A 13,866-nucleotide genomic window follows, 5' to 3' on the forward strand; every position below is an offset into this window, starting at 1 on the left:
TAAGCAGCCATCTGCGGCGTTGCATTTGCTTGACATAGATGACTATGCCGGCGCAAATGCGCCTTGCATCTGGCCGCTTAGCGGCCCGCTGATATATACAATTAGTACCTTACACCACACTAGTTGGCGCATCGGGGAGGGGCGTTAGCCAAAATAGCCGATCCCCCTCGCCATCATAGCCGCGGCCAGGAGTATCGCCGCGATCGCTGCCAGTTCCAGGTGAACCACCCGGCGCATGGTGCGCAGCTGCCCGTCGCTGACTTCCGGCAGCTGCCCCTGTTTCAGTGCCTTGTTCCAGGAGATAAAGCGGATGGTCGGATAGATGGACAGGAAAGCAGCGAGCAGGAAGAAGGTCAGCTTGGCGTGGAAGGCGCCGTTGGCGAAATAGTAGCTGGCTCCCTTCTCGAAGTAGAACACCCGCAGCAGGCCCACTACCAACAGCGTTCCCGCGGAGATGCCCAGCACCCGGTCCACCACCTGCAGTTTGCGCGCGCTCTCCAAGGTGAACTTCTGCTTCAGCAGAACCAGCTGGATCGCGATCGCGGCAACCAGGGCGAAGGCTGTGAGGTGATGCAGAAAGGCGAACAGGACGGGCATAGACGGTTTCCTTATCCGATGGGAGTTTTTGTTTTCAGGAGGCGGAAGGTACCATAATCTGTTGGAAACCATAGCGGCGGATAACCGCTAAATACTTCCAGTGATCTCCGATTCGGATTGTGGAAACTCCTCCACTCCCAGCTAGTGGTCCAGGTGCGGATGTGGGCCAAGGTGAAGGAGAATAAGGTCTTGCTCGTATGGCACTGACTTAAGCGTTGCAACCTCCGTAGGATGGGCACAAATCGGCAGGATTGCCGATTTGGACGCCGCAGGCGCCCGCGAAGCGGGCGAGCGCCATGGATGGCGCGAGTCAACGGAGCGTAGCGACGTGCCCATCATCCGCGGCTTTGATGGGTACGCTGCGCTTTGCTCATCCTACAAAAATAGCGAATCCTGGCTTAAGTCGGTGCCATTCAGGTCTTGCTCGATCCTGCCCTCTTATCGAGCCAAGCTTGAGCCTAGCGGGTGTGTCGCAGTGAGTGCTACTATAGTATCACTTTGAAATTTTTGCGGGAGAGCGGGATGAAAGCCGAGTTGGTTACAAATCTGAAGAGGCAGGCGACCCGGATCCTGGCGGAATTACATGAGACGAAAGAGGCGGTGTTGATCACGGAGCACGGCGAACCTTCGGCCTACCTCGTAGACGTTGATGACTACGAGTTTATGCAGCGCCGCCTGTCGCTGCTGGAGGCCCTGGCCAGGGGCGAGCGCGCGGTGTTGGAGCAGAAAACACTCACCCATGCCGAGGCGAGGGAGCGCATGCAGAAATGGCTCAAGTGATCTGGACTGAGCCGGCGCTTGAGCAGTTGGATGAAATTGCAGGGTACATCGCCCTCGACAAGCCCTCCGCGGCGAGCGGGCTCGTCGAGAGGGTGTTTGCGGCCGTAGACCGCCTGGAGCAATTCCCCCACTCCAGGCGTCGGCCTCCGGAATTACCGGATTCCATCTACCGGGAAGTGGTCTGTAGCCCGTGTCGGGTGTTGTACCGAAATGAAGAGCACCGAAATGAAGAGCACCGTAATGAGGAATCCCGGGTTTTGATTATCCATGTAATGCGGGATGAAATGCAGTTGCGAAAGTATCTTCTTGAATAAATGACGCAGGTTGCGCTCATTAGTCGAAATATCCGATTCCCCTTGCCATCAACGCTCTCGCTGGTGAAAGGCGATTTTTTATCAGTAATCCGCCTGCTGGCGCTTCGGCGCGACCTTTGAACCGCGGGCCTGATACCGCCATAATCCGCTCCTTCCGAGCAGAATAACGAGACTGACGCTGTATGACCGACACCTCCGTTTTCGAGGCCAGCGAGCGCCTGCCGCTCAAGGAATACACAGAAAAGGCGTACCTGGACTACTCCATGTACGTGATTCTCGACCGCGCCCTGCCCAATATCGGCGACGGCCTCAAGCCGGTGCAGCGGCGTATCGTCTACGCCATGAGCGAACTGGGGCTGAAGGCCAGCGCCAAGCACAAGAAGTCCGCGCGCACCGTGGGCGACGTGATCGGCAAGTACCATCCCCACGGCGACAGCGCCGTGTACGAGGCCATGGTGCTGATGGCGCAGCCCTTTTCCTACCGCTACCCGCTGGTGGACGGCCAGGGCAACTGGGGTTCGCCGGACGATCCCAAATCCTTCGCCGCCATGCGCTATACCGAGTCGCGTATGGGCAAATACGCCGAGGTGCTGCTGTCGGAACTGGGCCAGGGCACCGTGGACTGGCAGCCCAACTTCGACGGCACCATGGACGAACCGGCGGTGCTGCCGGCGCGGGTGCCGAATATCCTGCTGAACGGCACCACCGGCATCGCCGTGGGTATGGCCACGGACATTCCCCCGCACAACCTGCGCGAGGTGGTGGATGCCACCGTGGCGCTGCTGGAGAACCCCAAGGCCACGGTGGCGGAGCTCTGCGAGTACATCCAGGGCCCGGATATGCCCACCGAAGCGGAGATCATCACCCCGCGAGAGGATATCCGGAAGGTCTACGAGACCGGTCGCGGCTCGGTGAAGATGCGCGCACTCTGGAGCCGGGAGGAGGGCGATATCGTCATCACCGCGCTGCCCTACCAGGCCAGTGGCGCCAAGGTACTGGAGCAGATCGCCGCGCAGATGCAGGCCAAGAAACTGCCGATGGTGGCGGACCTGCGCGACGAATCCGACCACGAAAACCCCACCCGCCTGGTGGTAGTGCCCAAGTCCAACCGTGTGGACGCGGATGCGGTAATGAACCACCTGTTCGCCACCACCGACCTGGAGCGCAGCTACCGCATCAATATGAATATGATCGGTATCGACGGGCGCCCGCAGGTGAAGTCCCTGGACAAGATCCTGGGCGAGTGGCTGAGCTTCCGCACCGTCACCACCCGCCGGCGCTTGCAGTTCCGCCTGGACAAGGTGGAGAAACGCCTGCACCTGCTGGCCGGCCTGTTGATCGCCTTCCTCAATATCGACGAGGTGATCGAGATTATCCGTACCCACGACGAGCCGAAGAGAGCCCTGATGGACCGCTTCGAACTCACCGATGTGCAGGCGGAATACATCCTCGACACCAAGCTGCGCCAACTGGCGCGCCTTGAGGAAATGAAGATCCGCGGCGAGCAGGCGGAGCTGGAAAAGGAGCGCGATACACTGGAGAAAACCCTGGGCTCCGCGCGCCGCCTGAAGAGCCTGATCAAGAAGGAACTGCTGGAGGCGGCGGACGAGTTCGGCGATGAGCGCCGCTCCCCCATCGTCGCCCGCGAGGAGGCCAAAGCCTTCAGCGAGGCGGAACTGCTCAGTTCCGACCCCATCACCGTGGTGCTCTCGGACAAGGGCTGGATTCGCGCCGCCAAGGGCCACGATATCGACCCCACCTCCCTCAATTACAAGGCCGGCGACAGTTTCAAGTTCGCCGCCCGTGGCAAGAGCAACCAGCCGGCGCTGCTGCTGGACAGCACCGGGCGCAGCTATGCCATCGCCACCCACACACTGCCTTCGGCGCGGGGCCAGGGCGAGCCCCTGAGCGGGCGTATCAACCCGCCCTCCGGTGCCACCTTCGAGGGGCTGTTGATGGGCGCGGACGATCAGCGGGTACTGCTCGCCTCGGACGCCGGCTACGGCTTTGTGGCCAGGTTCGCCGACCTGCAATCGCGCAACAAGGCCGGCAAGGCCATGCTCACCCTGCCGAAAAACGCCCGGGTGCTGCCTCCCCGTGTGGTGGAAAACCCGGAAGAGGCGCTGCTTGCGGCGGTGACCAGCGAGGGGCGGATGCTGGTATTCCCCGTCTCCGAACTGCCGGAATTGGTCAAAGGCAAGGGCAACAAGATCATCAATATCCCCTCGGCGCGCGCCGCCAGCCGCGAGGAAACCGTGGTGGGTGTTGCCGTGCTGGAGGGCAATGACCAACTGGTGATCCACGCCGGCAAGCGCCACACCAAAATCAAAATCTCCGAGCTGGATCACTACCTCGGCGAACGCGGCCGCCGCGGCAACAAGCTGCCGCGGGGGTTCCAGAAGGTGGATAAGGTGGAAGTGGTGGAAAAATAAACGCAAGGCTCACTGCACTTATCCGGAGGGGCGAACTTTGTGTTCGCCCCTTTTTTTGTGGGTGGGAATGTTGAGCCGGGCCCCCGGGAGCGCCGAGCCCCAGCTCGGACGCAGGCCCGCCAGGGGTTTCTCCAGCCCTGATCGCGGCCATGGGCCGCTCCTACAAATGCTGGCGGCTTCACATTGCGACAGTATAGGCATGCTTATAATCAGCGCCCCTCATAGGGAGGGACCGGAAGCAGGCGGAGCTCAAGGAGGTGGCGTCCATCAGCCTGGCGAACTCGTGAGGAGCATTTGAGGTGGTAAAAAAACTGGGAAAAGTGCCCGCGCGTCGCCTGGGGTTTGTTGTCGGCATCGCCGCGGCGGTCGCGGTAACCGTTTGGTGCCTGTTCGACGGCTGGGGCAGGGTGCAAACGGAAAATGCTTACGTGAAGGCGGACAAGCTCTCCCTGGCTCCCGAGGTGAGTGGCATCATCGCCGAGGTGGCGGTTGGGGCCAACCAGGAAGTGCGGCGCGGGGACCTGCTGGTGCGCCTGAACGACACGTCGCTTCGACTGGCGGTGGATGAGGCGGAGGCGCACCTGGCGCAGGTGAGAAACCAGCTGCTGGCCCGCCGCGCCGACTATGCGCAAGCCGAGGCGGCCCTGCGCCAGGCGCAACAGGACGCCGATTATTACGGCCGCCGGCTGGCGCGCAACGAAAAGCTCGGGCGGGTGGCGATGTCGGAGGCGCATCTGGACGAATCGCGCCAGCAGTTGGCGCGGGCGCAGGCGCAGATTGTGATCAATACGGAAAAACTCGCCAGCCTGCGCGCAGAACTGGGTGGTGACCCGCTGCTCCCGCTGGAGGAGCAGGCCGGCTTGAGAGTGGCCCAGGCGCAGCTGGACAAGGCGCGCTACCGGCTGTCCCGAACCAGAATCGTTGCACCGGTGGACGGCGTGATCGCCAACGAAGTCCCCCAGGCGGGCGAGATGGCCCCGGCGGGCATCGGCATGATCAGTATGCTGAGCGATGAGTCCGTGTGGGTGGAGGCGAACCTGAAGGAAACCGAACTGGCCCGGGTGCGCGCCGGCCAGCAGGCTGAGGTGATCCTGGACGCCTACCCGGATTTCCGCTGGCAGGCGCAGGTGGACAGTTTGAGCCCGGCCAGTGGCAGCGAGTCCACGCTGATCCCGCCGCAGAATGCCAGCGGCAACCGGGCAAAGATGGTGCAGCGGATACCGGTGCGCCTGCGCCTATACCCGGCCAAAGAGGCGCCGACACTGCGCGCGGGCATGAGCGCCCGGATCAGCATCGACACCACCGAGGACGGCAAGCTGGTGGCCGCACGGGCCAGCGGCGCCAGTGGCGGCCGGGTCGTACTGGCGGAATGAGCGAGGCCCCGGTTTAAGTGGCGGGCCCGGGCCCCGGCTTATTCGACCCGGTACCAGGTCTGGGTGCGATAGAAGAAACCCAGGTAGCCGCGCACTTTCAGCTGGTCTTCCCCCTCAACCCAGAATTTGCAGTCGTAGATCTTGCCGGTATTGGGGTCGAGGATCTTGCCACCCTCGTACTCGTTGCCCGTTTTCACCATGTCGGTGATCACGTCCATGCCCACGATGGGCTTGCCCTTGAGGTCTCCGGGGCACTTGTCGCACAGGGTGTCGTCCGGCTTCCTCAGCAGGTCCACCACGCGGCCGTAGTATTTGCCGCCCATCTGGTAGATCTCCACGATGGATTTCGCCTGGCCGGTTTCGTCGTCGATGGTGCGCCATTTGCCCAGGGCGTCCTGGGCGCTGGCCTGTAGGGCAAACGTCAGGCAGCAGGCGGCAATCAGGAAATTTCTTAGCATCTCGTTACCCTCATCTGGTTGTGACCAGAATGTTATACCAAGTCATGTGGATGGGGCGGAAACCATTCTCAGTTTAGCCGTGGAAGAGCCTGGTGATTGATGATCAGTGATCTGTGGCGACGCCGGGACCGCGGAGCTCCAGCTCCGCCCGCGGGCCCCTGGCCCGCGCTGGCCACTCGAATCAAGAAGAGCAACTGATCGGCATATGCTTGCCGGATTCCGGCGGCGCCGCGGCCCAGGTTTCGCAGTGCGGGTGCTCGTCGAAGGGGCTCTGCAGCAGATCCAGCAGGGTGCGCAGGGGCCGGTAGTCGCCGCTCTCGGCGGTGTCGATAACCTTTTGTGCCAGGTAGTTGCGCAGCACGAACTTGGGATTGGCGGTGAGCATGGCGCTGTTGCGCTGCTGGCAGTCGCTGTTCTCTCTCTCCAGGCGATGGTCGTAGTGGTCGAGCCACTGGTCCAGGGCCTCGTGCTGGCCCACCGGGGTCAGTTCGCGCAAAGCCTCCGCGGGGCGCTCGCCGCGGTAGTGGCTGAGGGCGCGGAAAAACAGCGTGTAGTCGGCGGCGGAATTCTCCAGGAGCTGCAGCAGGTCGGCACAGAGCTGCTGATCACTTTCCTCTTCCTGTTGCAGTCCCAGTTTGGCGCGCATCAGTGCGGCGTAGTCTTCGGTCAGGCGCGGCTGGAATGCCTCCAGGCAGTCGCGCAGCTTCTCGGTGCTCACAAAGGCCGACAGCGCGTGGGCCAGGGCGTTCAGGTTCCACAGCGCCACCCCCGGCTGCTTGTCGAAGGCGTAGCGGCCGGTGTAATCGGAATGGTTGCAGATAAAGCCGGGTTCGTAGTCGTCGAGGAAGCCGTAGGGGCCGTAATCGAAGGTGTCGCCGATGATCGACATATTGTCGGTGTTCAGCACACCGTGGGCGAAGCCCACCGACTGCCAGCCGGCGACCAGTTTTGCGGTTTGCCGCACTGTATAGCGCAGCAGCGCCTCCGCCTGTTCACTGGCGGGCAGCGATTGCGCTTCCGGCAAAAAGCGCGCGCAGGTGAATTCGATTAACTGCTGTAGCGCCTGCAACTGGTGGGTGTAGAAAAAGTGCTCGAAGTGGCCGAAGCGGATATGGCTCCTGGCCACGCGGATCAGCATGGCGCCGCTCTCGATTTTTTCCCGCACCACCGGCTCGCCGCTGCCCACCAGGCAGAGGGCGCGGGTGCTGGCGATGCCCAGGCCGGTGAGCGCCTCGCCGGCGAGGTATTCGCGGATGGTGGAACGCAGCACCGCGCGCCCGTCGCCGAAACGGGAGTAGGGGGTTTTGCCGGCGCCTTTTAAATGCAGTTCCCAGGGTTCGCCGTTGTTGTCGATCTCTCCCAGTAGTAGCGCGCGGCCGTCGCCCAGGTCCGGGTTGTAGACGCCAAATTGGTGCCCGGTGTATTTCATCGCGAAGGGGCGGCTGCCGGGAAAGAGTTTTTTTCCACAGCCGAGCTGCGTCCACTCCGGGTTGTCCGCCTCGGATTCGTCGACACCCAGCAGTTGCAGCACTGCGGGATTCACGTGCACCAGGTGCGGATTCTCGAGTGGCGTGGGGGCGATCCGGGTGCCGAAGGCGTCGCCCAGGTCGGCGTAGTGGTGGCTGAGGGTGACTTCGCTGAGTTTCAAAATAGTCAATTATCCGTGATCGGTTTGCAGTTAGCGGTGATGGGTAAATTGGCGAGCAGTTGTTAATGGGTTACTGCTAACTATTTACTGATAATTCTAGGGTGAGCGGTTGATCCTGCCAGTGTTCCACTTCCTGGTACAGCAGTTCTTCGATTGCCGGGTGGTCGTCGAGCCAGTCGCGGGTGGTCTGCAGGCGGTAGCGGTCCAGTCCCGCGCTGAGCCGCAGGCCGTCCGCGCTGCGGTCGGTGCGGTCCCGGTGCAGGATGCAGGCCAGGCGCAGGCACAGCAGCAGATCCGGGTTGGGGTGGAAGCCGTAGTGTTTCCGCGGCGGTTTGATGCGTCCGCGCTGGTTGCGCAGCAGGTGGGCCAGGTATTCCTGTTCGCTGTGGGAGAAACCCGCCAGGTCCGCGTGCTCGATCATATAGGCGCCGAGTTTGCAGAAATCGTTGTGGGACAGGGCCAAGCCAATCTCGTGCAACTGGGCCGCCCACTGCAGGCGCTGCCGCTGTCCGACGCCACTTTGCGGGCGCAGTTGCCGAAGCAGCTCCCCGGCGCTGTCGCCTACCCGTCGGGCCTGGGCGTCGTCTATCTGCCAGCGGCGCATCAGTGCAGCCACGGTATCCGCACGGCGGTCGCCGCCGTGCAGGCGTCCGGCCAGGTCGTACACCATGCCCTCGCGGATCGCATAGGGAGACACCCGCATGCGCTGGATATCCAGTTCGCGGAAGATGGCGTGCAGAATCGCCAGGCCGGCGGCGAATACCGGCCGCCGCTCTGCCTCCAGGCCGGGCAGCTGCATCTGGTCGCTGTGCGCGGTCGCCGCCACCTGCGCCGCCAGGCGTTCCAGCGGTTCCCGCTCGATATCCCCCAGTTCGCCGTCGTTCAGCACCCGGGCCACCGCCTTCACCGTGCCGGAGGCGCCCATCACTTCGGCGCCTTCCGCCATATGTTGCAGTTCCTGGAGTTCCGCGCGCGCCGCGCGGAACGCGCGCTCGAAGTGGTTGGTGTTTTTATCGGAAATAACACCGCCGGGGAAAAAGCGCCGGTTGAAGGACACACAGCCCATATACAGGCTTTGCAACTGCTGCGGTACCTCGCGCCCGCGCACCAGCTCGGTGGAGCCGCCGCCGATATCGACGGCAAAGCGCAGCCGCGGCGGCCCACTGGCGGCGGCGATTACTCCGCTGTAGATGAGCCGCGCCTCCTCGACGCCACTGATAATTTCGATGGGCGCGCCGAGTATGGCCTCCGCTGCCTCCATAAAGCCGTCGGCGTTGACGGCCGCGCGCAACGTGTTGGTGCCCACACAGCGGATATGGTCCGACGGCAGCTTCGCCAGCACCGGGCGAAAGCGGCGCAGCGCCTCAAGCGCCCGCTCCGCCACCGCCGGGTCCAGGTTGCGCTCCTCGTCCAACCCCTCTGCCAGGCGCACCATGGCGCGATCGGTGTGCAGGCGCACCATACGCTGGTCGCGAAACTCCGCAAGCAGCAGGTGGAAACTGTTGGAGCCCAGGTCCAGGGCGGCATAGCGTTCCGGCATGGACATTCCTGTCAATAAAAGCAGGACCCGGGGAATTACGATTCGCAGGATGGGCAAAGCGCAGCGTGCCCATCATCCCCCGGGAAACGTGATGGGCGCCCCGCGCTGGATTCAGCGGCTGAAACCTACGAGCTTCCCGCGGCTAAACGAAAAGCGGTATTTCTCCCCCACCTTCAGCCTCTGTCGGCATTCCGATTGCACGGTGATGCGCGGGTATTGGGGGGTGGTCACCCAGGTGCGGAAGTCGTTTCCGGGGCCGCGTCCTATCAGCCAGTAGTGGTCGCCGCCCTTGCAGGTCCCCGCTTGAACGCAGTTGTCGTAACCCCATACATAAGCGGCGATATCGTACTGAGCCGGAGCTTTCTCGGAAACGCGAAAGGGTTTGTCCGGGTCTCCGGTGGTGATGTAGAGATCGTCGAAGCGGATCTTGCGGAAATCTCTCGCGGGGGTGTCGCAGCTGACGGTGTGGCGCTGGGCGGCTACGCGTGCATGATTTGCGTGGGCGGCGGCTTTTTGCGTTACGGTTTCTTTTTGCGTTTCCGATTCTTTTTTTTTCGGCGGCGCCAGCTCGCTGGGCAGGTGGCCGCAGCCGCTGGCTGAAAGCAGTGCCAGTACGCCGAGTATTGCCGCCAGGCCGTCAAATCGCACCGTTTACTCCTCTCCCTTTGGGCGCCATTAGTCCTCTATCCACTATAGCCGCAAACCTGAAATCACGGATTCTGCGGCGCCCCGGCACGGCGTCGTTTGAACCGCCATTTGCGCCGGTAGGGAAAGGCACTCTCGATATGCCCGGCGCGAATCCGGTCCTGCAACCGCTGCCAGTAACGGCAGTCGTAGAGATCGCTGTGCTGGTCCTCGAACGCCTTGCGCGCGATGGGGTTACCGGAGAAAAACAGAGGGAATTCCTCCGGAAAAACATCCGCCTCACCCACCGTGTACCAGGGCTGGTCCGACAATTCATCCTCCACGGTGTGGGCCTCGGGGAGTTTGCGGAAGTTGCACTCGGTGAGCGGACAGAGCTCGTCGTAATCGTAGAAGACCACGCGGCCGTGGCGGGTGACGCCGAAGTTTTTCAGAAGCATGTCGCCGGGGAAGATATTCGCCGCCGCCAGCTGTTTGATGGCGTTGCCATACTCCTCCATGGCAGCGCGGGTCTCCTGGTCGCTGGCATCCTGCAGGTAGAGATTCAGCGGCTGCATGCGCCGCTCCACATACAGATGCTTGATGATCACCCACTTCTCGTCCATTTCCAGTTTGGACGGCGCCAGTTTCTGCAGCTCCTCCAGCAGCTCTTCGCTGAATCGGTTCCGGTAAAAGATAAAGTTGGTGTACTCCTGGGTGTCCGCCATGCGCCCAACCCGGTCGGAACGGGAGACGAACTTGTATTTCTCCCGCACTATTTCTTCGGTAACGGTTTTCGGGCGGTCGAATTTGTCCTTGATCACCTTGAACACCACCGGATAGGAGGGCAGGGTGAACACGCACATCACCATGCCCTTGATGCCCGGGGCGATTACGAACTTATCGCTGCTTACCTTCATATGCGCGAGGATGTGGCGGTAGAACTCCGTCTTGCCGTGCTTGTGAAAGCCGATGGAGTTGTACAGCTCCGAGCGGGTTTTCTGCGGCATGATGGTGGAGAGGAATCGCACGACCCGCGACGGGATGGGCGCGTCCACCATGAAGTAGGAGCGGGTGAAACTGAAAATGATACTGGTGGAGTCGTGGTCGTAGATCACCGTATCCACGAAAATCCCGCCGCGGCCGTTGTTCAGGCAGGGCAGGATCAGCGGGATCACTTCACCGCCGAACATCATGCGCCCCACCAGGTAGGCCGCCTTGTTGCGGTAGAACACCGACTCCAGCATATCCACCCGCAGATCCTTTTCATTCTCCAGGTGCGCCAGGGGGGCCGCGCGCAGCGATGCGCAGATATTGGCGATATCCCGCTCTTTGTTCTCCCAGGGGATGGAAAAACCGTAGTCGTCGAGGATGTCCTCGATCATGTACTCGAGGCCGTCGTGGCCGCTGTAGCTGATATAGATGCTGTAGTCGCGCAGCGGCTTGTCGTCCGGCGGGCGGGAGGGTTTGACGAACAGGTTGCTGTCGTGAATATGGGCATGGTGGAACTGGCTGCAGAACACCGAATTGAAGAAGGTCTCGGCAATCTCGTAGTTGCTGTGGTTGGCCACCAGCTGGGCAAAAGTGGCGCGCGCCTCGTGCCACAGCTCCAGCATACTGGTGTCCTTGCTGGTCACCGAGTGCACCAGTTTGACCACTTGGTTGACCTTGGTCTTGTAGATGTCGATGCGTTCCTTATTAGCCCGGTGTGCCTCCTGCCAGGCGGCCCGTTCAAAGCGTGCCTTTGCTCCCAGGGTGATGTTCTGGAAGTCGGCGAAGTAGGCGTCGAAGCCGTTGAGAATCGTTTTGGCAATACGCCGGGCAGTGGGGGAGTGATTGGTCATACTAAACTTTAGGAGCTGGGACCTCAGCTTCGTAGGAGCGGCCGCTGGCCGCGATTCGCATCCCCTGCTACGTAGAGAAGTCGATCGCGGCCAGCGGCGGATGGCCGCCCCGCCGCTCCTACAGGGGTTAGGGCGATATTAGCACGGCAGCCGGGAGCGCCTCTTGAGCGAATGGATCAATAGCTTTGTCTTTTTCTTCGCGGTAATCGACCCGGTGGGCACCCTGCCGATATTTATCGCCGTGACCAGCCTGCACAGCGAGTGGCAGAAGCGCAAGATCGCAATGCTGGCGGTGGCAGTGGCCGCCGGCATACTGCTGTTCTTCCTGTTTGCCGGCCAGTATTTGTTGGAGGCCATCGGGGTACCCCTGTCCGCCTTCCAGGTGGCCGGGGGCGTGGTGCTGTTCCTGTTCGCGCTTACCATGATTTTCGGTGAGGGTAAGCCGGAGCAGGAAATGGATATCCTGAAAGAGGGCCACGAAACCGCCATCTTTCCGCTGGCGGTGCCGTCCATTGCTTCCCCCGGGGCCATGCTCGCCGCGGTGGTGCTCACCGACAACTACCGCTTTGACCCCGTCCATCAGATAAGAATTGCCACCGCCATGCTGGCGGTGCTCGGCATCGTGCTGTTGCTGCTGCTCACCGCCAACTGGATCTTCCGCTGGATCGGCAATGCCGGGGCCAGCATCGTCAGCCGGGTGATGGGGCTGATCCTGGCCTCGGTAGCCACCACCAATGTGCTGGTGGGTATACAGCAGTTCTTCGTTGTCTGAGCCCGCTAGCCGTGAATCTCACGGCTGTCCCCCGGTACCTGTTCCCGCCGTTGCTTCCCGTAATCCCGTATCACTGCCGCCACGCGCAGGCGGTAATCGGCAAAGTAACCGCCGCGCCCGAGCATCTGCGCCTTCCGGTGCTCCTCACGCCGACGCCACTCGGCGACGGCCTCATCGCTGTCGAAAAAGCTCAGGGACAGAATCTTGCCCGGCTCATTCAGGCTCTCGAAGCGCTCGATGGAAATAAATCCCTCGACGGATTCCAGCAGCGGGCGGAGTTCGGTGGCCATATCCAGGTAATCCTGTCTGCGCTCCGGTTTCGGCCACACCTCGAAAATTACCGCGATCACGGCTTCACCCCCGGTTTCACTAAAGCCGCGTGGGGCGCTGAAGCCAGCTTCAGGAATATTCTCTCCTCCCTGAGCAGGAATTTCTCCCGCTGGGCAAAGCGGTAGTTTTCCCTGCCGAGCGGGTCCTCCGCCAGGCGCGCGCGATAGGCCTCGTAGGCGGCGAGGCTGTCCAGGTTGTAGATCCCGTACGCGGTGGTGGTCGATCCCTCGTGCGGCGCGAAATAACCGACCAGGTCGGCGCCGCAGCGGGGAATCGCCTGGCCCCAGTTGCGGGCGTACTGCTCGAAGGCGGATTTTTTCTGGGGATCTATTTCGTAGCGGATAAAGCAGGTAATGGGCATGGCTGTTCTCCAGGTTTACTGTACGCCGCCGACAGTACACCATGGTGCCGGATCGATAATTCGACGGGGAACGAACTGTGGATGCACCACCCATTGCTTCACTAAGCGCGCTGATCGGCGACCCGGCCCGCGCCCTGATGCTCAGTGCGCTGATGGACGGGCGCGCGCGCACCGCCTCTGAACTGGCGGACCGGGCCGGTATTACCCGCCAGACCGCCAGTGCGCATCTGGCGAAACTGACGGATGGCGGCCTCCTGTCCCTGGAGCGCCAGGGGCGCCACCGGTATTTCCAGTTGCGATGCGAAGAGGTGGCTTCGGTGCTGGAGAGCCTGATGGTCCTGGGGCACCAGCTTCCGCGGGGAGGGCGGGAACCGCATTCGCCGGAGCGGTGTGCGCGCACCTGTTACGACCACCTGGCGGGCCGGCTTGGCGTGGAACTGCTGGAAAGCCTGAGTGAAAGAGGGCACCTGGAGACCCGCACCGCGCAGTTGTCCCTGTCGTCATCCGGGGAGGACCTGTTTGAGCGACTCGGGATCGACTGGCGGGGACTGCAGTGCGGCAGGCGCAACTATGCCAGGTTGTGCCTGGACTGGAGCGAGCGCAGGCACCACCTGGCCGGAGCCCTCGGTGCGGCGCTGCTGCACCATTTCCTCGACAGCGACTGGATTCGCCGCCAGGCCGATTCGAGGGCGGTGGTGCTTACCGGAAAAGGCCGTAAAGCCCTCGGGCATTGGTTTGACCTCCCTTTGTAGGAGCGGCGGGGCGGCCATCCGCCGCTGGCCGCGATCAGTATCTG

The 13,866-nt window shown here is 62.3% G+C and carries 14 protein-coding genes; 6 read left to right on the forward strand and 8 right to left on the reverse strand.

Annotated elements, in window-relative coordinates:
- Window positions 1-144 precede the first annotated feature (144 nt).
- On the reverse strand, window positions 145-597 hold the full coding sequence (locus FHS09_RS19945) for a DUF2214 family protein (RefSeq protein ID WP_183463221.1): 453 nt from the start codon (window positions 595-597) through the stop codon (window positions 145-147).
- Between the two features lie 522 nt (window positions 598-1,119).
- On the opposite strand from FHS09_RS19945, the gene FHS09_RS19950 reads away from it, so the two are divergent.
- The 4 genes from FHS09_RS19950 (at window position 1,120) to FHS09_RS19965 (ending at window position 5,496) form a co-directional block, all read left to right on the forward strand.
- Window positions 1,120-1,377 carry a type II toxin-antitoxin system Phd/YefM family antitoxin gene (locus FHS09_RS19950; RefSeq protein WP_183463223.1) on the forward strand — a complete coding sequence of 86 codons (258 nt, stop codon included), beginning with the start codon at window positions 1,120-1,122 and terminating at the stop codon, window positions 1,375-1,377.
- Window positions 1,365-1,691, forward strand: a complete 327-nt coding sequence (locus tag FHS09_RS19955) for a type II toxin-antitoxin system RelE/ParE family toxin (protein ID WP_183463225.1) — start codon at window positions 1,365-1,367, stop codon at window positions 1,689-1,691. Before FHS09_RS19950 ends, FHS09_RS19955 begins: the two co-directional genes overlap by 13 nt.
- A 182-nt stretch (window positions 1,692-1,873) precedes the next feature.
- On the forward strand, window positions 1,874-4,123 hold the full coding sequence (gene parC / locus FHS09_RS19960) for a DNA topoisomerase IV subunit A (protein ID WP_183463227.1): 2,250 nt from the start codon (window positions 1,874-1,876) through the stop codon (window positions 4,121-4,123).
- A 299-nt stretch (window positions 4,124-4,422) separates the two neighbouring features.
- Window positions 4,423-5,496 carry an HlyD family secretion protein gene (locus FHS09_RS19965; RefSeq protein ID WP_183463229.1) on the forward strand — a complete coding sequence of 358 codons (1,074 nt, stop codon included), beginning with the start codon at window positions 4,423-4,425 and terminating at the stop codon, window positions 5,494-5,496.
- A gap of 38 nt (window positions 5,497-5,534) precedes the next feature.
- Here the strand turns inward: FHS09_RS19965 and FHS09_RS19970 are convergent, their stop codons facing one another.
- The 5 genes from FHS09_RS19970 to aceK form a co-directional block, all read right to left on the reverse strand.
- Window positions 5,535-5,954: a DUF2147 domain-containing protein gene (locus tag FHS09_RS19970; RefSeq protein WP_183463231.1), complete on the reverse strand. Its 420-nt coding sequence runs from the start codon at window positions 5,952-5,954 to the stop codon at window positions 5,535-5,537.
- Window positions 5,955-6,135: 181 nt separating this feature from the next.
- Window positions 6,136-7,611: a protein adenylyltransferase SelO gene (locus FHS09_RS19975; RefSeq protein WP_246395164.1), complete on the reverse strand. Its 1,476-nt coding sequence runs from the start codon at window positions 7,609-7,611 to the stop codon at window positions 6,136-6,138.
- A gap of 67 nt (window positions 7,612-7,678) precedes the next feature.
- Window positions 7,679-9,142, reverse strand: a complete 1,464-nt coding sequence (locus tag FHS09_RS19980; protein ID WP_246395165.1) for a Ppx/GppA phosphatase family protein — start codon at window positions 9,140-9,142, stop codon at window positions 7,679-7,681.
- 111 nt (window positions 9,143-9,253) lie between these two features.
- The gene (locus FHS09_RS19985) at window positions 9,254-9,790 is read right to left on the reverse strand and encodes a hypothetical protein (protein WP_183463235.1); all 537 of its coding nucleotides are present in this window, start codon (window positions 9,788-9,790) and stop codon (window positions 9,254-9,256) included.
- Between the two features lie 62 nt (window positions 9,791-9,852).
- Window positions 9,853-11,607: a bifunctional isocitrate dehydrogenase kinase/phosphatase gene (aceK, locus tag FHS09_RS19990; RefSeq protein WP_183463237.1), complete on the reverse strand. Its 1,755-nt coding sequence runs from the start codon at window positions 11,605-11,607 to the stop codon at window positions 9,853-9,855.
- A 163-nt stretch (window positions 11,608-11,770) separates the two neighbouring features.
- On the opposite strand from aceK, the gene FHS09_RS19995 reads away from it, so the two are divergent.
- The gene (locus tag FHS09_RS19995) at window positions 11,771-12,379 is read left to right on the forward strand and encodes a MarC family protein (protein ID WP_183463239.1); all 609 of its coding nucleotides are present in this window, start codon (window positions 11,771-11,773) and stop codon (window positions 12,377-12,379) included.
- 5 nt (window positions 12,380-12,384) lie between these two features.
- On the opposite strand, the gene FHS09_RS20000 is transcribed toward FHS09_RS19995, so the two are convergent.
- Together FHS09_RS20000 and FHS09_RS20005 are read right to left on the reverse strand one after the other, a co-directional pair.
- Window positions 12,385-12,729, reverse strand: coding sequence for an antibiotic biosynthesis monooxygenase (locus tag FHS09_RS20000; RefSeq protein WP_183463242.1), 345 nt, complete (start codon window positions 12,727-12,729; stop codon window positions 12,385-12,387).
- Window positions 12,726-13,070 carry an NIPSNAP family protein gene (locus FHS09_RS20005; RefSeq protein WP_183463244.1) on the reverse strand — a complete coding sequence of 115 codons (345 nt, stop codon included), beginning with the start codon at window positions 13,068-13,070 and terminating at the stop codon, window positions 12,726-12,728. The genes FHS09_RS20000 and FHS09_RS20005 overlap by 4 nt, the downstream gene beginning before the upstream one ends.
- A gap of 77 nt (window positions 13,071-13,147) precedes the next feature.
- On the opposite strand from FHS09_RS20005, the gene FHS09_RS20010 reads away from it, so the two are divergent.
- Entirely contained in the window at window positions 13,148-13,822 is a 675-nt protein-coding gene (locus tag FHS09_RS20010) for a helix-turn-helix domain-containing protein (protein ID WP_221192156.1), read from the forward strand.
- The last annotated feature ends 44 nt before the right edge of the window (window positions 13,823-13,866 follow it).

This window comes from Microbulbifer rhizosphaerae, from assembly GCF_014191725.1.
In the GTDB taxonomy this organism is placed as follows: Bacteria; Pseudomonadota; Gammaproteobacteria; order Pseudomonadales; family Cellvibrionaceae; genus Microbulbifer; species Microbulbifer rhizosphaerae.